We start from the raw sequence: 20,401 nt of genomic DNA, 5'->3' as shown, positions 1-20,401 counted from the left end.
GGCGCGAGCCCCTGGTACTGGGTCTAAAAAGAAGAAGCCCTGGAAGGGCGACCGAGAACTCGATGGTTTGTTTCGGTCGCCCTTCCAGGGCTTATTGCTTTGTATTTATCCACAACCAGGGGCTTTCGCCCCTGGCTATGTTCGATCGGCCTTCCAGGCCTTAGGAGATCTCTCTCCTACTTCTGCTTCACTTGCCAGCTCTCATCAAAGAAGTCGGCATCCACGATCTTCCCAGGCCACAGAGCATCAGGCTCGGTCGTCACGTCCACAACCGCCCAATCGGGCAGCTTGGGCACCTGGCGGGCATTGTTCAGGTACGCGTACTCGCGGTAGGTAAACCCGCTGTTGATCACCACGTACTTGGCCGGGTTCAGGGGGTTGGGGTAGATCAATACTGGGGCGTTCTCGGTTGCCTTGTAGGTCTTGCCGCCCACGGTCACTTCGTTCTGGCTCCACTGGATCGGCAACTTGTCGGCGATCTTGGCGAGCACCGCGTTGCTGCCGGGGTCACCAAACAAAACAAGGTTGCTATTGGCGATGTCGGCTTCGGTTACCTTATCGTCCGACTTGACGACCGCATCACCGCGGAACTGTTGGCGCCACTGGTCAACGAAGTGATTCATCTCGCCAACGGCCCACGTGTTGGCGGCTTCGTTCCACGGCTCGCCGGTGGGGCTTACCACGACGAAGCTATCGAGAAACGCGTCGTCGATTGGCCCTTGCATCCCCGGCACTTTCGCCAGACCGGTCGGTGCACTGTAGCCCAGCTTCCAACCGTCAGTAGTGAACTCTAACTGAGCCGACCACGATCGATCGGTTTCCGGCTGCAAGGCCACCAGATCATCGATCTCCCCTTCACTGCCTGACTCGGAGGAAGCAATCCGAATCTTCACCGGCTGATCGACCGAGAGCAGCTGTTGTCCGGCCGGAAATTTCAGTTCAAGACGGCTGACATTCTTCGTTGCGAGGGAGATCGTATTGCTGCTGGAATCGACCTTCGCGTGCACGCGGGCCTGCTTCCAATGCTCCTGCAATCCGGCGACGGAAACCCAGTGCATCCGCGGATAACGCAGGGTATAGGTCGCAAAACGGATCTCGCTAGGCGTGGTAATGCGGCCCACTTCGGCCAATGCGTCCAGCTTGGCGGAGATGATCTTTTTGGAATCGGCGTGAATCGAGTGCTTCGTTTCGGGGCCGATGATGTGCGTCAGACGCATCCCTTCGGCAGCAATTGCTTCCTCCATGACGTCGGCGGCTTGCTTCTGGATGTCGAGCTCGCCACTGTAGGCGACCGTCGGCAGGTTGAAGACATTCGCGGCGTAGCCAGGACAGTCGTACCACTGCCAAAGCTTCTTTTCGTACCAGGTCGGCTCAAGCGTTTCCTTCTGGAACACGTCTAAGAACATCGGCGTTTCCGAGAAGCCTGCTCCGGGGTTAGCGGCGAAGAACAAGTCGGGGTAGTGCACGGCCATCTGCCAGCACCCTGCCCCGCCCATCGAAAACCCGCGGATGGCCACGCGGTTGTCGTCGATGCGGTAACTCTGCTTAACGTGCTCCATCGCTTCCAGAATGTCGATCTCGCCCGCAAACTTGAACGCATTGCAGTACCGTCCAAACGGATGCAGCACGATCGTCCCGGCAGGTTGATACTGCCCTGGTCGCTTCATACGCTCGGCGATGAAGTTGGCCTCAGTGTTGCGTTCGCCGCGGCCATGCAGCCAGATGTCGAGCCGAAACTTGTCGACCGAATCGAAATTGTTATAGTTCGCCGGAATCTCCAGACCATACGGCTGCACCGTCTGATCGATCTTCGAGCGATAACCGCGAACCACCAGGCCGGTCTGATAGAGCCAAGGCGTATTGCCTTCCATCAGGGCTTCGGCCCGCTTCAAACCTTCGGTCAGGGTCTGCTTGGCGGCGGTGATATCGGCCGGCTTGAAGAACTCGCGATGCTGCAGGGCCTGACGTATGGCCCGGGAAAAGATCTCGACGTCCGGCAGCAGTTGTGGCGTTCGCGCGTCGCGACGCATCTTCAGCTGCTTGATCAAATCGTCCAGCCGTTCGAGCCCCTGCGACAGCTCCGCGGCGTCTTCCGCGGGAACCTCAATCCCTTCAGGAGGAATCGGACGGACTTTGGCCGGAATGTTATCGGCTGGGCCATCGGCCCAAAGGGGACTCGCAGACAAACAGAACAACGCAGTAAGCAGCAGGCAGTTTCGCATGAGGTCAATCCAGGCAGGGGGCGTGAGGCCGACGCAGACGGTTGTCGGCCAGGCTGGATTGATTTTAACTGCTGCTCAAGCAGGAGGAAACAATGCCCTAGGAAGCCTCGTCCTCGTCGATGATTTCTTCGCGAATGGTCACTTCGTCGTGATCCTTGCGAGGATCCTTGGTTTCGTACCAGCGACGTGGCGAGTCCCAACCGAATTCGTCGTGGTTCGTGTAGACGTAGCGAATTCGCATCTTCTTCTTGGGTGGCTTAGGGACCGGTTCTGGCTCCGGCTCGGGTTCCGGTTCCCACTTCGGCTCCGGCTGAAGGATGGCATCGGCCACGGGGGATTCTTCCTCGTGCGGTTCCTCTTCGACCGGTTCTTCGTCTAGCAGGGCGTCCCAGTCGATCTGGGCCGTGCGATTACCATCGGCATCCTTCAACCGATAGTTCACGTTACCGCTGACGTCGACACCAAAGTCGGAAAGCGACAGGTAGTACTTATCGGTGACGTCGCTCCCTTTCAGGCGGTAGCTAACATCTTCCTGCAAGATGTCGCAGCGAAGTCGTACGGGCTCTTCTTTAGGCAGTTCGACGACTGGCAGCGGAGCAGGTTCCGGCTCGACGTGCTTGACCACTTCGTACTCGATCGGCACGTACTCAGGCAGCACAACTTCCGTGTACTTCGTCGATGGCGGCGGGACCGGTTCTGGCTTCGGGTTTTCGATCTGAACGGTAACCTTCGGCTCGGGCAGCGGGATCTGCTTGACCTGCGGCTTCGGAGCCGGCTTGGGTTCCGGTTTTGGTTCTGGCTTAGGCTCAGGCTTGGGCGGTGCCAGTTCCATCTTGGGAAGCGGCTCTTCGATTTCGATCAAACCAGGACGGCAGATACCGGTGAACTTGGGCAGTGCCCGGACGTCGGCGTCCATTTCCTGGAACATCGCGGCGATGTGCTCGTGACAGGTGAAGATCAGCAGCTGATGCCCTTCGGCGGCGAACTCTTTGAAGACCTCGGCCGTGGCCTTCGATCGCTTCGAGTCGAAATTCACCAGCACGTCGTCCAGGATCACCGGCAGCACCCGGCCTTGGCGGGCAAACAAGTGAATCAATGCCAGGCGAACGCTGAGGAAAACCTGCTCGCGGGTACCTTCGCTGAGGTGAGCCAGGCTCTTCGAATCAGCACCGGCTTCTTCGACGAACAAGGTGTTCTCGTGCAGCGGCGTCCAGATGCGGATGTACCGGCCATCGGTCAGCTTCTTCATGTACGACGAAGCCAATCGCAGCGTTTCTGGCTGGCGATCGTTTTCATAAACGCGACGGATCTGCTCGAGCAGGCACGACGTGGTGGCCAGCGTCTGCCACTTCTCGATGGCCTTTTCCAGCTGAGCTTCGACTTCCGAAAGCTCCAGCTGAGCATGCATCAACCGGTCGTTCTTTTCGAGCGATTCCAGCTGAACCTTCAATTCGCCGCGACGCTCAAAGCATTCCTGCATCCGCTTTTCAGAGTGCTGGTGGTCGGCCAGCAACTTGGCCAGCTGTTCGTCGGCGTCTTTGCTGATGGTCGTTTCCAACCACGCTTCGATTTCCTCGACCGTGCTTTCGCCATCGATCTTTTCGTCGATCTTCTCGATCAAGTCTTCCAGCGTGGCTTGCAGCTCTTCGACTTCTTCCGTCTTGACGATCCAGGTCAGGTATTCTTCTTCGTCGGCGCTGTTGGCTTCTTCCAGAATCTGCTCGCGTTCGGCGATCAATTCCTTCGCTTCCTCGGCCACTCGGCGGAAGTCGCCGCGAACCTTCTGGCCTTGCTCGAACAGACCGCTTCGCTGCTTGTGCTTCCCTTCCTGACGCAGCAGGTCGTCTTCCAGTTGGCCCAGCAGCAAGAGGGCGTCGTTGGTCTTCGGCTGCACACCGACGTCCTTGGCCAGGTGCGAGATGCGACCGAGCAAGGATTCGCGTTCGCGTTCCGCGATTTCGTTTTCGCTGCGAATGGCCTTCAAGCGTTTGCGATGCTGATGGATCTGAGCCAGGAAGCGGCCCAGCGACTTCACGCGATCCGGATTGATATCGTCCGGCAGGTCGAGAACTCGCAGGGCGTCTTTCCAGTTCTTCTTGGCCCGCACGACCGCGGTTTCCATGTCGCTGATCTCGCGGGTGCTCGACTCTTGCTTCTCGCGAACTTCGCCCAGCTTGTGTCCCAGCGGAATCAGTTCTTCCAGACGAGTCAGGTGGTCTTCAGCACTCTTGAGCCGAGCCATCAGTGCCCCGTTACCGCGTGGCAACGAGATGTCGAGCTCTTTCTGTTCGGCAACGGCTTTGTCGAGCTGTTGATCCAGCAGCATCAGCTGACGCTTGGCCGAATCGAAATGCTGAGCCGTTTCGTTGTCCATCTTCCGCTTCAGGCTGTACGACGCAACCATCGCCATCGAGCCGAAGATCCAGCCGAAGTGCCCCAGGCCAGAGCCAATCAAGAGGGCATTGCCGAAGATCGACATCAGCGTCATCGAGCCGCCGGCGATGAACAGTGCCCCCAGGAAAACCATCTCTGGCTTGGGCATCATCTGATGTTCCAGCAGATCGTGCGTTTCCGCTTCCGACTCGCGGTACTGGACGCGGATTTGGTCGATCTTGTCTTCGACCTGAATGCGACGACGCAAGAGGTTCACCAGGTCGCCGGCCTTGGTGAGGGCCTTGTTCAGGTCTTCTTCGCCCAGCGAGGTGAGCGACTCTTCGACTTCGCTTTCGACGCCCAGCAGTTCTTCTTCGTGGGTCGACGTGTGACGCTTGGCTTCTTCCAGCTCTTGCGTGGCGTTCTCAAGGGTACGCAGAGGATCACGCAGCGACCGCAGTTGCTTGCGCGAAAGGTCCGGACGTTTGCCGCTGCGCGTTTTGACGCCCGTTTGTTCCCATAGATCGTCGATCTCGGAATTGATTTGGGCGGCTTCTTCTTCGTTGCGTTCCAGCTGCTGCGTGAGGGACAAGATCCATTGGCGTTGTTCCCCCAACGCATCGACTCGGGCAGCCTGACGGGCGAGTTCCTGATTCACCGGAATCGAGCTGTGCTTCTCACGCAGCTCGGTGTAGTGGGCTCGCAGATCACGGCACTTGGTCCGCTTCTTGGCGATCTGATCCTGCAGCGAATGCAGATGCCGTAGCGTCTCGCGCGACACTTCCGGCAGTTCGCCGTACGAATCGATCTTCTCCATTAGCTTATTGCGGCGATTGATCTCGGGCCGCAAAGCCTGACACATTTCGACGAACTGGGCGACCTTTTCCAGGTCGGCCACTTTGAACTGGAACTGATTGATCTGCGTTTCCAGGGCCCGGCGCTGATTCAAAAGGTTCGACCATTCCTGCGTACCGCCCCGCAGCTGATCGATTTCCTTCTTGAGCACCTGGTGACGTTCGAGTAGCTGGTCGACCAGGGCTTCCTCTTCACCGCCGGAAATCAGCCGGCAGCGCGAGGTCTCCAGTTCGCGCATCACCTCGGCCAGCGAAATACGATCGAGACCGCTGGTTAGTTCGTAGATCTTTTGGGCAGCGACGCTGTCGTCGAGCGTGGCCAGAAGCTGCATCTCGCGGAGGCCGACCGCGAAGATATTGCTGTACGTGAGGCGATCGACCCCTTCCAGCAGCGCATCCAGCTGCGCGCGGCTTTGCTTGGTGCCATCCTTCGCTTCGATCCAAACCTGTTCTTCGGTGCCGTCGTGATTGAAACGACGAACCACCTTGAAGCGGCCCATCGAACCGTTGACGCGCAGCGCGCCCCCGGGTTCGCCGCCATGCACAGGCGGCAGGTACCGGCGTTCGGCGTCAGGCTCTTGGCCATACAGCATCGTTCGCAGGAAGTGCAGCAGCGTGCTCTTGCCTGCCTCGTTGTGGCCAAACAGAACGGTGATGGTCGGCGAAAGCTGCTCGACACTCAGGTCGTGCCAGACACCGAAACCGTCGATTTGAATTTGATTGAGTTGCATCCCTTCACTCCTGAAGATGGCCCATCACTGGCAGCCGGCGGTTATGTTGGTCACTCGGCTCGCAGTAATCGGACGCCAAGGCGGCGTGCATCTTGCAGCACACGGCGGCGATTTTCTCTCGATTCAATAGAGACTGCTTCGGCTAACTGGCTTTCCTCGTGCCCCTCGGAAAGAAACTGCGTTAGCTCGATCGGCAGACTAGGATCCGCAGCCAGCTCCCGCGTCAAACGCAGGTAGTCGCCGCAAATCGATTGTTCCTGATACCACGCTTCGGGAATCACCGAGGCCGTTTCGACCGTCAGTTCGTAGGTCCACGAACCCATCGGTTCTTCGCCGAACTGCTTGTTCAGCTCGTCGGTGATCTCCTGCCAGGTTTCTTCCTTCAGCAGGTCGCGGGTCGCTTCGTTGGCGACGATCACCCGCCAGTCGATCATCAACTGGCGATTTCCCTTGGTGGTGTTGAGCGTGTTGAGCCGGTTCTTGATGATCTGCGTCAGGTCGCTCACCTTCTTGCAGTTTTCCAGCTCGATGATTTCACTTTGCCAGCGGCAGACGTCCGTTGGAATCGCTTCCATCGTGACGTCCCCTTCTTCGTCGACTTCTACCAGCGTGCAGCTGCGTTGACCGTTGTGCGTAATCAACCGTCCCTGGGGAGAGCCAGCGTAGACGGCGATTGCCGGCGAGCAGTTCAGCTTGTCACGAAGGTCTTTGCCACCCAGCGCCCAATAAGGAATGCCGCTGCGGGCAATCGCGTCGGACTCGAAGTCGCCGTTGAGAGCCCCAATGGTGAACAGGCCGGCGGCGTCGGGGCGGAACTGGCTCCAACCAGGCTCACGACCGGTATAACCTTGGGCCATGATCGTGCAGATCGCGACGTCGCCGCGCTGATGCAAGATTTCGACCGGCTTGCCGGGGCCAACCGTGTGGACGTTCGACGGCAGATGAATCGAAGCAGGCCAGCGAGCGGGCGGATCGCTCTCGCCGCCGAGCCAATAGACTTTGATGCCTGCGTCGCTGAGTGTTTCCAGCTGATCCAGCAGAAACCCGACAATGACCGGGCTGCTTTGACGCACATCTAATACGTTTCCGGTGATCAGGACGAAGTCGACTTCGTGCAGAAGCGCGTTCTCGACCACTTGCTGCATGGCCTGACGCGGCGCACTAAGGAAGATCTCGCGCAGATGCTTGGGGACTTCAGCGAGCCCGCCGAGCGGCTGATTGAGATGAATATCACCGGTTTGAATGAACCTGAACGGGGAACCAGGCGTCACGGCCTCTCTCCATGGCTGACGACCTTCAAAATATCATGCGATAGCATCATGCATGCTTGCACACTGGGAGTAGTTTAACGAAACGTCAAAGTTTCGCCTATCCAGATTTATTAAAGTAGCAAAGCTGCGTTGCCGACGAGCCCACACCACCCACCTGGGCTGCATGCTGGCAAGCCAGGAAGGATAGGCAAGGCCAGGCCGGCCGCGGATAAGAAGTAGGGCCCGCGTGTCGCGGGTCGGCACCCTGGTACCCGCTTCGTGACTACAGAAATCTTCCAGGCGCACTATCCTACTGATGTGCCCTGCCTGTAAATTACACGTACATCCATCGAAGCACTCTCGCTTCCCCTGTTGCCAATCCCAACCTCAATGTGCCGCTGGCCTCTGGCCAGTGCTCTTACAGCCAATGGGAATGGCTCACCATGTTCTCACTTCGCACTGCCGAGGGCGGCAGTGGCACACGATTCATCAACACACAGAAGCATCATGTCCCATCACCACGCATCCCAACCGGAAACACACGGAGCTGGCTCGAAAGGCCACGCTCCGCAGGTTGCCGTGCGCGATGGCAACCGACTGCTGTGCCCCTGCTGCGGGGAAGTGTTGATGGTCCTGCCGGAGAAACCTGCTTCCTACGGTGCCAGCTGCCAGGCCGTCGCCATCGATCCGGAGATCGCGGCACACGAGTTCCCCGCCGACCCGCCTCCGCCAATGCCGACCCGGCGAACCACCAGGCTTCGGCCTGCGTCACTAGACCAGCGCGAACCGCGCGAGCGCGACGAAGCCACGCGGGCTCGTGAACGCGAGCTCTATCGGCTCAGACGGCCGCTTCGAGAGCCGCTCACCTACGAGGCTGCCCGACTGTTCGCGTACACGTTCTATCGCCTGCAGGCCCTCGATCGGCAACTGCACCGAGAGATCTGCGAGAAGCAGGAAGAGATCGACCAGTTGCAGCGGGAACTGGATGGCCTGAAGGAAACGTCTTCGCGCGGAGCACGTCCACAACGTACGAAGCAGGTAAAGGTTCGTCTCTATGGCGAGTCCAAGAAGATGATCACACCGGCGCGACGGGAACGCGTTCGCCACGCGCTTCAAAGACACGCCCAAGCAGACTTGGGCGTGGCACCCGGACGAGTTCACGAAGCGAGCATGAGCATCGCGGTCGAGAAGACAAAGGAAACGAGTGAAGCCCATGAACGCGGGCCGCCTTAAAGAATCCTGTCCCCTCTCCCTCGCAGGGAGAGGGCTAGGGTGAGGGTTTCCTGAGCGACCTTGACCTCACAACGCCAGACCGACGTTCCGATCAATCTCGGAACACCGCTCGCGCATGCGCCTCCAACAAGCGAACTGCCCCTCACCCTAACCCTCTCCCCGTAGGGGCGAGGGAACAGGAGCGCGGGTGCGCGGTCATGCGCCGGCGGAAACCTCGAACATCACCAAATGATCGTCGACAGATTGGTCATCAGATTCATATATGGAATTGCCAGGCTGATGCCTGTGATCAACAGCAGCAGGATCGCCAACAGCAGGTAACCCCAGAACCAAAGTCGAGTCACCCACTGCAGCCGCCGGGGCAAGAACGAAACGGCGATTGCGATCGAGGTATCGATGAAGAGGAATGCGAACACGAACAGGAACCAAAATTTGACCGACCCGCGGGACAAGGTCACCACGGCCACGGTCATGGCCGGCAGGTCGACTCCGAATTCTTCAAAGAGATGCAAAAACCTGGGGACCACCAAGACAAACACCAGCAGCAGCACCATAGTCACGACGCCATGAATGAACCAATAGAACGCCGACACCAGTAACCGCTCGAGCGTTCCTCCCTCGGATTGATGCGAGGGCGTGGCCGCCGGTTGTTCGCTTTTTGGTGCGTCGTAGGGTTCCATAGCGGCCTCGATAAGATGTGGGCGAACTACCTTCGACGGGCCCCGGCCGATGGTCGTTTCGGTCCCGACTTGGGTGCCGCTGGCTTGCGGGCTTCCGGGGCGACGGCGTTGGGGTTGTCGGCCTGGCCTGTGAGTTCATACAGAAATCGGCTCGTTTCGGTGGGGCGAGGTTTACCCCATTTCTTGCGAGCCAGAGCGAACGAAAAGGTCAGGCGTTCCTGGGCACGAGTAATGCCAACATAACACAGCCGGCGTTCCTCCTCGATCGCCTCGTCCCCGTCCTTCAAGCTGCGGCTGTGAGGCAGGATGCCTTCCTCCATGCCGACCATGTAGACATAAGGAAACTCAAGCCCCTTGGCCGCGTGCAGCGTCATCAGGATGACACCGTTCTTCTTGAGCTGCTTTTCTTTCTCGTTATCGAAGCCGTCACCGGCCAGGGCCGTGTCGTCGAGGAAGCCAGCCAGGGTCGCTTTGCTTTTCTTCTTATCCTCGTAGGCACTCACGGCATTGACGACCTGCTCGATCGCCGCTTCGCGTGACTCGCGATCGTTCGGGTCGGGGTACAGCCTCGCAAGTTCCTGCTGATAGCCGATCGCCCCGATCAAGTCGCGGACGATATCGGTCAAAGTATCCTTACCCAAGCGAGCGGAATAATGCTTGATCAAGCGGACGAACTTGCTGATCGCCTCGGTCGTCGTGGTCGAAGAACCACCTCGCAGGGCGGCTGCCTGGGGCAGGACTTCCCACAGCGGTTTGCCTTCGTTGGTGGCGTGATCCAGCAGATCCTTCACCGTCTTCTGACCAATGCCCCGCGGAGGCGTGTTGATGATCCGCAGCAGGGCCACTTCGTCCTGGTGCGAGTTGATCAGTTTCAAGTACGAGAGAATGTCGCGGACTTCCTTGCGATCGAAGAACGACATCCCGCCGATCAGCGTGTACGGGATGTTCATCGCGCGGAACTGCTGCTCGAACGCGCGAGGCTGCTCGTTGGTGCGGAACAAAATCGCAAAGTCACGCGGCTCAACGGCTGGGTCTTGGATACGCCGGGCAATGTCGCCGACGACTTCCTCGGCCTCTTTTTCTTCGTCTTTGAAGTAGAGGACCTTGGGCTGGTCGCCACCATGCCGGGCCGCGTTGAGGACCTTGTCGTAGCGAGTGCTGTTAAACGCGACCAGGCGGTTGGCCACGGTCAGAATGGCGTTGGTGCAGCGGTAGTTGTCGGCCAGCAGCACGACCTTGGCTTCGGGCCAGTCCTCTTTAAAGCGGAGAATGTGCTTTACCTCGGCACCCCGCCACGAGTAAATCGACTGATCGTCGTCCCCCACCACGCACAAGTTGCGGTGCCCTTCGGTCAGCCCGCGGACGATGCGGTACTGCGAAGCGTTGGTGTCCTGGTATTCGTCGATCATCACGTGATCGAAGAGGGCCGCTTCCTGCTCGCGGACTTTGGGGAAGTTGGTGAACAGCTCTTCGGTGCACAGCAAAAGGTCGTCGAAGTCGAGCGCCCCGCACGACTTGAGAGCGTTCTGATAGCGGCGAAACGCGACGGCGGCGAGGTGAGCCTTGTCGGTGTCGGCGTGGGCAAAGGCCTCTTTCGGGCGAATGCCGGCCGACTTCCAACGACTGATGAAGTTGAGCAAATCGCCAGGGCGGAGGGTCTCGTTAGGGACGCGGATCTCACGCAGCACGCCGCGAGCCACCATTTCCTGGTCGCTACGATCGTAAATAGTGTACGAGTTGGGGTAGCCCAAATGGTTAATATGTCGCCGCAGAACACGAACACAATGAGAGTGGAACGTCGAAACGACCGGCTCGTCCTCGGACTGAGTGTTTTTACCCAGCAGTTTGAGGGCCCGTTCCTTCATTTCCGCGGCGGCCTTGTTGGTGAACGTCACCGCCAGGATGCGCTGCGGTTTGATCCCATGTTTAATGAGATTCGCGATGCGGAACGTCACCACCCGGGTCTTGCCCGAGCCAGCCCCGGCCAGCACCAACATGGGCCCCGACAAGGTATTTACCGCTTCCAATTGTGGCGGATTGAGTCCGTTCACCCGATTCTCGTCCGTTCGCTGTCGAAAATTTCGCTGCCCTGTCGCGAGCTTGGTCTCGCGTTGAGGACGAAGGCTAAATGGCCTCCAGAGCCCCTTGATGGTACGAAGTTGCCCTGCCGATTTTCAATGGGGTCTTGCCTAACTTTCCAAGGTTGCGGCATTTCGCGAACTACGATCAAGCGTAACCCCTGCTAGAATGGCGGTTTGAATGCACACAGAAGCGCCTAAGGTTTTGGATCCTTCGACCGCCATGTTTTCTAAGTGGAAAAAATTTTTCTCGCAAATTGTGACGCGATGGGTCGCCAACGACCATTCCACGTCAGCGGCGGCGATTGCCTTTTACGTTTTGTTCTCGCTGGCACCGATTGTCGTGTTCTCGGTCGCCATCGCGGGGCGAATCCTCGAAAACGACGCCGATGCCCGAGCCGCCGCGATTAATTTCCTGAACAGCACCATGGGCGAGCCGTACGGCACCGATATTGTCGAACAGGTCAAGCTTTCGGCCTTTAAACAGTCGACCCTGCTACCGACGATTATCCTCACATTGATCGTGATCTGGAGTGCCTCGAACACGTTCATGCAGCTTCGCAAGGCGCTTAATCGCATCAATGGGTTCGCCGCCGAGAACCTACGCGGTAGCCTGATTGCCGTAGTGCTGGGGCGGCTGCGGGCGACGTTGTTTTCGATCGCGGTCGGTTTGCTGTTGGCCTTGGCTTCGCTGCTGAGTACCTGGTCGCACATGTTGTGGGCGGAGACAAACTGGTTTCACTTTATTTCCGCCGACAACCAGGACTGGATCACCATGCAGTTCATCTCCTGGTTCACGGTACTGGTCGCGTTTTACGGCATGCTTAGGTTCCTTCCCATGCGGCGGCCGCCGTGGCGGGAAGTCCTTTCCGGAGCGGTGATCGGCACGGTCCTGTTTCAAGTCGCCAAATACGGCATCATCACCATCGCCTCGGCGAACGTCGTCGCCAAGGCGTACGCCACCAGCAGCGTGTTGGTGATCACCGTGATGTGGATTTTTATGTCCGCGCACGTGCTGCTGTTCGCGGCCGAGGTCGGACATATGCTCTTCTCGCCGGCCACGTCGCCGTTTGAGAAGTATCGAGCGAAGTCGGCAGACTAGCTATTTTCCGTTGCGGATGTACTGCCCCATGCGTTCGACCTGGCGATGCAAAAACGGCGACCAGGGGAAGCCCGTGTTAATGCGAATGAAGTTTTTGAACGCACCGCTAGGCGAAAAGATCGGCCCCGGGGCGAACTGAATCCCTTCCTCGCTCAGCGTGTGGTACATCTTCATCGCGTCGACATGCCGCGGCATTTCAATCCACAGGACGTGCCCGCCAGAAGGACGCGAAGCCCGGACACCTTCGGGAAAACAATTCCGCACGGCACGCAAAGCGTCGTCCATTTGCTCCGCAAACTGGGCACGGACTTTCCGCAAGTGGCGATCGTAGGCACCCGTCTCGAGGATCTCGGCGGCGACCAACTGTGGCGCGACCGACGTGCACTGGTTGACCACCAGCTTCATCAATTGAAACTGCTGCAGATACCGCCCCGGAATGCACCACCCCAGCCGCAGCCCAGGCGAAAGCGTTTTGCTGAAGCTGCCGCAATAAAGGATGCGTCCTTCGGTGTCGTACGCTTTGACGGCTCGCGGGCGAGGCGACCGGAACGAAAGGTCCCCGTAGACGTCGTCTTCCACCAACGGAACCTGGTAACGGTTCAGAATGTCGACCAGACGTTTCTTATTCTCTTCCGGCATCAAGCTGCCGGTGGGGTTTGAGAAATTGGAAACGATCGTACAGGCCGAAATGTCGTACTTGCCCAGCACATGGTCGAGGTGATCGAGCTGAATACCGGTCTCAGGGTCGCAGGCCACCTCCACCGCTTTCAGCCCCAGCGATTGCAGCACCTCCAACAACGCGTAGTACGCCGGCGACTCGATCGCCACGATGCTGCCAGGAGGGGCCACGCATTTGATCGAGAGATAGACGGCTTCCTTCGCCCCGCTGGTAATGACGATGTCATCCGGGCTGACGACGTAGCCAGCTTCGGTGCCACGCTTGGCGATCGACTTGCGCAGGGTCTCGTGCCCCGGCACGCCGTCGTATCCGAAGCACGCATCCGGCAAGTCGCGCATCACCTTTTGATACGACTTGTTGAGTACGGTCAGCGGCATCAACTGTGTCGACTGAACGGCCGCCCCCAGCGTTGGCTCGGCACCCGAGCCGATCGCGGCGTTCATCCGCGTGGGGATGTTCGTTTGAATAACGCACGCTTCGCCGTTGGGCTGCGTCGACGAAAGCTTCGGCAGCTGCTCTGGAGGGCGGCGGACATAGTGGCCTGACTGAGGACGGACCTCGATCGTTCGCCAGTCCTCGAGCAAGGCCAACGCGCTTTTGGCGGTATTCAAGCTCACGCGATGCTCTTCGCTCAGTCGACGGATCGACGGCAACTTCTCGCCTGGCTCAAACGCCCCGGACTGGATCAGCCGACGAAGCTTGTCCGCCAATTGATAGTAGAGCGTGTTCTCGTCTTCGCCGGTCGAAACGTCTGATTTGGAGGCCGACTTCATCTGTCACCCATGTTCCCTTGGAAATCTGATCGGACCTGACGCCAAGCCCGATCTGTAACCAAAGACAAAACCCGAATCCAAAACTGTATCCACCACCATCGTAGCGATAAACTGCTTCGACTCGCAAGTGTTATCACATTTTACCCACGATAAAGGACTGTAACCCCATGGCGATTGCAACAAATCTTGGTTTTCCGCGGATCGGAGCCAAACGAGAGCTGAAGTGGCTGTTAGAAAAGTACTGGAAAGGGACCATCGGTGCCGATGACCTGCTGACCGGGGCCGACGAAATCCGTCAGACCAATTGGAAAAGCCAACTCGAAGCCGGCATCGAACAGCTGCCGGTCGGCGACTTCTCGCTCTACGATCACGTACTCGACTGGTCTCTTCGTGTCGGCGCGGTGCCGGCGGCCTATCAAACGCCGCAGTTGGTCAGTGAGCTGGATCGCTACTTTGCGATGGCCCGCGGGACGCAAAAGGGAGCCGACCTGCCAGCCCTGGAGATGACCAAGTGGTTCAATACCAACTACCACTACATCGTGCCGGAATGGTCTGCCGATCAGGCCTTCGAGCTCAACGCCGATGCTTTCCTGGCTGAGATTGCCGCCGCTCAAAAGATTGCCCAGGACGTCCGCCCTGTGGTGCTGGGACCGGTCAGCTTGCTGCTACTAGGTAAGCTCAAGCGAAGCGATGCTTCGCCGCTGGTCCTGCTCGATAAGCTCCTGCCCGTTTACAGCCAGCTGCTCGAGAAGCTCAGCGAAGCTGGCGTGAAGTGGGTTCAGTGGGACGAACCGATCCTGGCACTCGACCTGAGCGACGAAGCCCAAGCGGCCTTGAAACACAGCCTGGCGTCCCTTTCCGAGTCACGCGGCGAGGTGAAACTCGTTCTGACCAGTTACTTCGAGTCGCTACGTGAAAACCTTCCGCTGGCGTTCTCGCTGCCGGTCGATGCAGTGCATCTCGACCTGGTCTATGGACCGGAGCAACTACCGGCCGCGCTAAAGAACATTCGCCCCGAGCAGTTTCTGTCGCTCGGACTGGTCGACGGACGCAATGTTTGGAGAACCGATCTAGCCAAGGCCCTCGAAACAGCTCAGCAGGCCGCCGCCGCGATTGGCAAGGACAGGCTACTGATCGCGGGCAGCTGCTCGCTACTGCACAGCCCGGTCGATCTCGAGCACGAGACGGCGATCGACGCCGAGGTGAAATCATGGTTGGCCTTCGCGCGGCAGAAGCTGGATGAGATCGCGATCCTCACCCAGGCTATCAACGAAGGTCCCGAGTCGGTCGCCCGGCAGCTAAAGGAAAACGCCGCGGCCATCGAAGCTCGTCGAACGTCGCGCCGCACGCATAATCCGCTAGTACGCGATCGACAGAAAGCGATTTCACCGGAAAGCTTACGCCGCCAAGCCGACTACGCCGCGCGCAAGGCGCAGCAGCAAGATCGCCTGAAGCTCCCCCTTTTGCCCACGACCACGATCGGTTCGTTTCCGCAGACCAGCGAAGTCCGCCAGGCTCGGGCCGCGTTTCGTAAAGGCGAACTTCAAGCCGACGCCTATCAAGAGTTCCTGCAAACCGAGACCGAGAAGTGCATTGCCCGGCAAGAGTCGTTGGGGATCGATGTGCTGGTGCACGGTGAGTTCGAGCGGAATGACATGGTGGAATACTTCGGCGAACAGCTCGAAGGGTTCGTCGTCTCGAAGAATGGCTGGGTGCAAAGCTACGGTTCGCGCTGCGTGAAGCCGCCGATCATCTTTGGGGATGTGATTCGCCCGACTGCAATGACGGTCGAAATGACCAAGTACGCCCAGTCGCTGACCGAGCGGCCGGTGAAAGGGATGCTTACTGGTCCGGTGACGATTTTGTTCTGGTCGTTCATTCGCGACGACCAGCCGCGGCAAGAGACCTGCGAGCAGATTGCCTTGGCAATTCGCGACGAAGCGACCGACCTTGAGTCGGCAGGCATCGGCGTCATCCAGATCGACGAACCGGCGCTGCGAGAAGGCTTGCCCCTTCGCCAGGCCGATCAGCCGGCGTACCTTCGCTGGGCGGTCGATGCGTTTCGCCTGGCTTCAAGCGGGGTTGCCAACCAGACGCAGGTCCACACGCACATGTGCTACTGCGAGTTCAACGAGATTCTTCCTTCGATCGCGGCGCTGGACGCAGACGTGATCTCGATCGAGACGAGCCGCTCGAAGATGGAACTTTTGGACGGGTTCGGCAACTTCCAATACCCCAACGAAATTGGCCCTGGCGTCTACGACATTCACTCGCCAAGAGTCCCGGCAACCAGCGAAATGGTCGGCCTTTTAAAGAAAGCGGTCGATGTGATTCCAGCCCAGCGACTGTGGGTGAATCCTGACTGCGGCTTGAAGACCCGCGGCTGGGTGGAAGTCGAAGCGGCGCTGCAATCCATGGTGGAAGCCGCCCACCAAGTACGATCGTTACTTGCCTAATTAAAGCTTTTTGCTTGACTTTTCGCACGCCGCGGCGGGAAAAATTCTCGCCGCGGCGTGCATTAATTATTGGAGAAAGCCGTTGAAAAACGGACGCTTTCGTGTCAAATTAGAGGTCTGCCCGCCAGCTATTTTTCCCACCTGCTACCTGAATCCGAGAAGGTCCCGCCTCCTATGAAGTTTCCCGGTATGGAACTGCGTTCATTTTCGCGCCGCTCTTTGTCTCTCTGTTTTGCCCTCCTTGTTGTGGGCGTGTTTTCGATGTCTGCGATGGTTCAAGCTGAAGATAAAGCCGCCGGTGATTCGGCCCGCAAGCTACGTCACGTCGTAATCTTCAAGTTCAAAGAGTCGGCCAAGGCCGAGGATATCGAGAAGGTGGAAAAGGCGTTCGCCGCTCTGCCCAAGAAGATTCCCGTGATCCAGGATTACGAATGGGGCACCAACAACAGCCCTGAAATGCTCGACAAAGGCTTCACCCACTGCTTCCTGGTAACGTTTGCCAGCGAAGACGACCGTGCGGAATACCTGCCGCACCCAGAGCATCAGAAGTTTGTGTCGATCCTGCGACCGCATCTGGAAGAAGCGTTCGTCATCGACTACTGGGCCCAGTAAGGCCTGCTGGCAGCTTCCTGCCACCAAAACCTGATCAACAAAGGGGACTGTCCAGGCAGGTCCCCTTTCTTATTTTTGGGCCGTTAAGGTTGCCGAAACCCGCCTTAACCTCCTCGCACGTTTAAATCTGCAAGAAGTGTTACATTCTGGGTTGGACGACAGCACGTAGATTACCTATCCTTTTTTAGGGACAATAACTCCGTGTTCCACGGAATTGTTGCCGATATGAACGGTGAGCAACTCCCTTACGTAAGTGGGAAAGATGCTCACTGATTTCCTCTAGGCGGCCTGCATGAAACCTCGTTGGCTATATCTTCTGTTGATTCTCGCTCTGCTGTTGCCGGCTACGCGCCCGCGGCTGACAGGTGCGATGATTGCTGGAAGCGCGCCAATTTCCGGGTCTTCGCAAGGCAACACGACTGAGACCGAGGAAGAGGAAGTTCACGAACGAACGGCCGCCTCGCGTCAAACCCACCGCATTGCTCGTGGCTCTAGCCGCTGCGTGGGACCATTCTCGATTCCGCAACGAAGTCGATTCACCTCTGCCGACCGTGGCGCTTCGTCGGTCATATTGGCTACTCACAACGGTTTCGGCGGACACATCACCTGTTAGCTCTGAGCAGGCTGCTATGCGCTTTGATGGTTCCCTTTAGCTGAATCCCGATGCGCAAATTCTTTCAGCAGCCGCTACCTCTTGGTCTCAGATACGTGAACCCTGGCGGTTCTTCGCATCTGAAATCGTGATTCCCTAGCGCCGCTTTTTCCTTGGTGTTTCTCAGCGCGGCTGCTCGGGTCTCTTCCCCTGGTGACTTTCTACTTAACAAAGAAGATCGGTTCCATGCGCGATTTGTTAGCAGGTGTGACGCAGTTCCAGAAAGATACCTTCCCCCAAAAGAAAAGCCGTTTCGCAGAACTGGCCGGGGGACAAAGTCCAGAAGCCCTGTTCATTACTTGTAGTGATTCTCGGGTGAATCCTGAGCTGTTTACCAATAGCGAACCAGGCGAAATCTTCGTCATTCGCAACGCCGGAAACATTGTCGGCCGTAAGGGTGAAGCCGACTTGGGGATGGCGGCCACGATCGAGTATGCCGTCAAGGCATTGAAGGTTCCTCAGATTATCGTCTGCGGTCACGCCAAGTGCGGGGCCATGCAGGGACTGATGAGTCCTGAAGCACTCACCACCTTGCCGGAAGTCGGCAAGTGGGTCTCGCTCTCGAAGTCGGCGCTTGAAGATGCGTCAGGCGATCCGAATAACGATCGCCTGACCCAGTTGATCGAAGCGAACATTCGGCTGCAACTTCGCAACCTGATGACCTTCCCCGCAGTCGCCGAAGCGGTCGGAGCCGGCAAGCTTCGACTTCACGGGTGGCTTTACGATTTCGAGACCGGCGAGGTGACCGTCGTTGCTCCCGATACTTTTCAGTTCACCGAACCCAACGTTCGGATTGCCTGAACGACCTCCTCTTCACGGAAGCAGATCCATGGCTAAGCAAGACACAACCCCCAACCCGTCCGGCGGCTACTTCGCGGGAACGTTCAGGAAAGACTTCATTTCGTCGATTGTCGTCTTCCTGGTCGCGCTTCCCCTGTGTATCGGTATCGCCGTTGCCGTGGGGGTTAATCCGGCACGGGCTCTGATCACCGGCATCATTGGCGGCCTGATCGTGGGTATCTTTAGCGGCTCACCACTGCAAGTCAGTGGCCCGGCGGCAGGGCTATTCGTCATCGTGGCGGACATCATTGCTCAGCAGAAGACCAAGTTTTTGGGCTTCTTCTCTGGGCCAGAAGATGGTGCCGACGGGGCAGCGATGACGTACGCCTTGTCCGCTTTGGGTCTTTCGGTGCTTGTCGCTGGGGTGATTCAGATCGCGGCGGGGAAACTGGGGATCGGGCGTTGGTTCCAAGCCGTTTCGCCCGCGGTGATCAACGGCATGCTGGCCGGGATTGGTGTTCTGATTATCGTCAGCCAGTTTCATGTGATGCTCGACCACCAGGCGATGTGGCACGGTCATAAGGCCCACGGCGGCCTTCAGTACATGGCGACGATTCCGGAAGCCTTCTGGAAATGCTTCGACCTGTCCGACGGCACGCCGCACCATCACCTGGCGGCCGCAATCGGGCTTGTCACGATCATCACGATGATCCTCTGGCAATCGTTCGCTCCGAAGAAACTCAAGCTGATTCCGGCGGCCTTGCTGGGAATCAGCCTGGCTACGGTGGTTGCCCTGGCCCTTGGTTTCGAGATTCAAAACCTGGTGATCCCCGAGAGCCTGTTTGACGAAGTCTCGTTCCTGAACACGACGCCTGAGTGGATGAACATCATCGTCGATCCTGCGGTCTACATCTCGGCCCTGGTGATTGCGTTGGTGGCCAGTGCCGAAACGCTGCTTTGTGCCACGGCCGTCGACAAGATGAAGCCCGGCCACAAGACAAATCATGATAAGGAACTGACCGCCCAAGGTATCGGTAACGTAGCCTGCGGCCTGGTTGGTGCTTTGCCGATGACTGGCGTGATCGTGCGAAGCTCGGCCAATGTCAACGCCGGGGGACAAACCCGCGGGGCAACCATCATGCATGGTGCCTGGCTGCTGTTGTTCATCGTGTTCTTGCCTCAGATTCTGACCCTGGTGCCACGTGCCGCCCTAGGTGCCTTGTTGGTTTATACAGGCTTCAAACTGTTGAACATCAAACAAATCAAGGAACTCTATAAGACCAGTTGGTCAGAGTTCGCCATTTACGCGACGACGGTCGTGTTGATTGTCAGCTTCGACCTTTTGGTTGGTGTGATTGCCGGTATCGTTCTCTCGGCGGTGAAACTGCTGGTCACGTTCACGCGGTTCGAGGCCGACCTGTACATCAACGAAGAAGAGAAGAAGGCCTCGCTCAGCCTCCACGGAGCGGCCACCTTCCTGCGGCTTCCGATTCTGGCTCAGCGTCTGGAAGAGATTCCCGACGATGTCGAACTGCATGTCGACTTGAGCAACCTGACGTATGTGGATCATGCCTGCTTCGAGTCGCTGATGGACTGGGCCAAACAGCACGAGAAGACCGGTGGCCGCCTGGTTGTCGACTGGAGCCAGCTTCACGGCAAGTTCCAGAAGGAAGTCGACATCCGACCCAATGGCAACGGCAGTGGCGAAGTTCAACGCAACGGGAAAGCCAAAATGCAGCCCAGCCCGGTTGGGGGAGGCATGGCCGGAGAGTGGACGTCATAACCGGCACAAATCAGACGTCCGTTGCTCAATAAATATGAAGACTATGTAAAGATGTTGGTAGACTGCCCTTTACCAACGAGAGCTCGGTACACTCCATCCGGTGTATCGAGTTCTTTTTTTGTCAGTTCGTGAGGTCTATTCCG

13 protein-coding genes are annotated in these 20,401 nt (G+C 58.2%); 7 read left to right on the top strand and 6 right to left on the bottom strand.

All coding sequences use genetic code 11. The features are described from left to right. Positions 1 to 176: 176 nt before the first annotated feature. The 3 genes from PSR63_RS21780 to PSR63_RS21770 form a co-directional block, all read right to left on the bottom strand. A complete protein-coding gene (locus PSR63_RS21780) occupies positions 177 to 2,222 on the bottom strand; it encodes a prolyl oligopeptidase family serine peptidase (RefSeq protein WP_274327782.1) in 2,046 nt (681 codons plus the stop codon). A gap of 97 nt (positions 2,223 to 2,319) precedes the next feature. Beyond that, the gene (locus tag PSR63_RS21775) at positions 2,320 to 6,180 is read right to left on the bottom strand and encodes an ATP-binding protein (protein WP_274327781.1); all 3,861 of its coding nucleotides are present in this window, start codon (positions 6,178 to 6,180) and stop codon (positions 2,320 to 2,322) included. Positions 6,181 to 6,230: 50 nt separating this feature from the next. Then, entirely contained in the window at positions 6,231 to 7,451 is a 1,221-nt protein-coding gene (locus tag PSR63_RS21770) for a metallophosphoesterase family protein (RefSeq protein ID WP_274327780.1), read from the bottom strand. 486 nt (positions 7,452 to 7,937) lie between these two features. Between PSR63_RS21770 and PSR63_RS21765 the strand changes: the two genes are divergently transcribed. Next, positions 7,938 to 8,663, top strand: coding sequence for a hypothetical protein (locus tag PSR63_RS21765; protein WP_274327779.1), 726 nt, complete (start codon positions 7,938 to 7,940; stop codon positions 8,661 to 8,663). A gap of 221 nt (positions 8,664 to 8,884) precedes the next feature. Here PSR63_RS21765 and PSR63_RS21760 read toward each other — a convergent pair whose 3' ends face one another. Continuing rightward, positions 8,885 to 9,343 carry a hypothetical protein gene (locus PSR63_RS21760; protein WP_274327778.1) on the bottom strand — a complete coding sequence of 153 codons (459 nt, stop codon included), beginning with the start codon at positions 9,341 to 9,343 and terminating at the stop codon, positions 8,885 to 8,887. A gap of 26 nt (positions 9,344 to 9,369) precedes the next feature. Continuing rightward, positions 9,370 to 11,394, bottom strand: a complete 2,025-nt coding sequence (locus PSR63_RS21755) for an ATP-dependent helicase (RefSeq protein ID WP_274327777.1) — start codon at positions 11,392 to 11,394, stop codon at positions 9,370 to 9,372. 208 nt (positions 11,395 to 11,602) lie between these two features. Between PSR63_RS21755 and PSR63_RS21750 the strand changes: the two genes are divergently transcribed. Further along, complete coding sequence (locus PSR63_RS21750; RefSeq protein WP_274327776.1) at positions 11,603 to 12,523, top strand: YihY/virulence factor BrkB family protein; 921 nt, start codon at positions 11,603 to 11,605, stop codon at positions 12,521 to 12,523. Here PSR63_RS21750 and PSR63_RS21745 read toward each other — a convergent pair whose 3' ends face one another. Then, a complete protein-coding gene (locus PSR63_RS21745; protein WP_274327775.1) occupies positions 12,524 to 13,975 on the bottom strand; it encodes an aminotransferase-like domain-containing protein in 1,452 nt (483 codons plus the stop codon). Positions 13,976 to 14,142: 167 nt separating this feature from the next. Between PSR63_RS21745 and metE the strand changes: the two genes are divergently transcribed. The 5 genes from metE (at position 14,143) to PSR63_RS21720 (ending at position 20,258) form a co-directional block, all read left to right on the top strand. Then, positions 14,143 to 16,431, top strand: a complete 2,289-nt coding sequence (gene metE / locus PSR63_RS21740) for a 5-methyltetrahydropteroyltriglutamate--homocysteine S-methyltransferase (protein ID WP_274327774.1) — start codon at positions 14,143 to 14,145, stop codon at positions 16,429 to 16,431. Between the two features lie 261 nt (positions 16,432 to 16,692). Further along, positions 16,693 to 17,043: a Dabb family protein gene (locus PSR63_RS21735; protein WP_274327773.1), complete on the top strand. Its 351-nt coding sequence runs from the start codon at positions 16,693 to 16,695 to the stop codon at positions 17,041 to 17,043. Between the two features lie 292 nt (positions 17,044 to 17,335). Next, complete coding sequence (locus PSR63_RS21730; protein WP_274327772.1) at positions 17,336 to 17,656, top strand: hypothetical protein; 321 nt, start codon at positions 17,336 to 17,338, stop codon at positions 17,654 to 17,656. 225 nt (positions 17,657 to 17,881) lie between these two features. Then, complete coding sequence (locus PSR63_RS21725) at positions 17,882 to 18,496, top strand: carbonic anhydrase (RefSeq protein ID WP_274327771.1); 615 nt, start codon at positions 17,882 to 17,884, stop codon at positions 18,494 to 18,496. Positions 18,497 to 18,524: 28 nt separating this feature from the next. After that, entirely contained in the window at positions 18,525 to 20,258 is a 1,734-nt protein-coding gene (locus PSR63_RS21720) for a SulP family inorganic anion transporter (protein WP_274327770.1), read from the top strand. The last annotated feature ends 143 nt before the right edge of the window (positions 20,259 to 20,401 follow it).

It is taken from the genome of Bremerella sp. P1, assembly GCF_028748185.1.
In the GTDB taxonomy this organism is placed as follows: domain Bacteria; phylum Planctomycetota; class Planctomycetia; order Pirellulales; family Pirellulaceae; genus Bremerella.
Note: the sequence above shows the minus strand (reverse complement) of the source record. Positions and strands in the feature narration are given on the sequence as shown.

Coding starts and splice junctions, on each gene's coding strand:
- PSR63_RS21780 (WP_274327782.1), bottom strand. CDS start 2,222: ATGCGAAACTGCCTGCTGCTTACTGCGTTGTTCTGTTTGTCTGCGAGT.
- PSR63_RS21775 (WP_274327781.1), bottom strand. CDS start 6,180: ATGCAACTCAATCAAATTCAAATCGACGGTTTCGGTGTCTGGCACGAC.
- PSR63_RS21765 (WP_274327779.1), top strand. CDS start 7,938: ATGTCCCATCACCACGCATCCCAACCGGAAACACACGGAGCTGGCTCG.
- PSR63_RS21760 (WP_274327778.1), bottom strand. CDS start 9,343: ATGGAACCCTACGACGCACCAAAAAGCGAACAACCGGCGGCCACGCCC.
- PSR63_RS21750 (WP_274327776.1), top strand. CDS start 11,603: ATGCACACAGAAGCGCCTAAGGTTTTGGATCCTTCGACCGCCATGTTT.
- PSR63_RS21745 (WP_274327775.1), bottom strand. CDS start 13,975: ATGAAGTCGGCCTCCAAATCAGACGTTTCGACCGGCGAAGACGAGAAC.
- metE (WP_274327774.1), top strand. CDS start 14,143: ATGGCGATTGCAACAAATCTTGGTTTTCCGCGGATCGGAGCCAAACGA.
- PSR63_RS21735 (WP_274327773.1), top strand. CDS start 16,693: ATGTCTGCGATGGTTCAAGCTGAAGATAAAGCCGCCGGTGATTCGGCC.
- PSR63_RS21730 (WP_274327772.1), top strand. CDS start 17,336: ATGAAACCTCGTTGGCTATATCTTCTGTTGATTCTCGCTCTGCTGTTG.
- PSR63_RS21725 (WP_274327771.1), top strand. CDS start 17,882: ATGCGCGATTTGTTAGCAGGTGTGACGCAGTTCCAGAAAGATACCTTC.
- PSR63_RS21720 (WP_274327770.1), top strand. CDS start 18,525: ATGGCTAAGCAAGACACAACCCCCAACCCGTCCGGCGGCTACTTCGCG.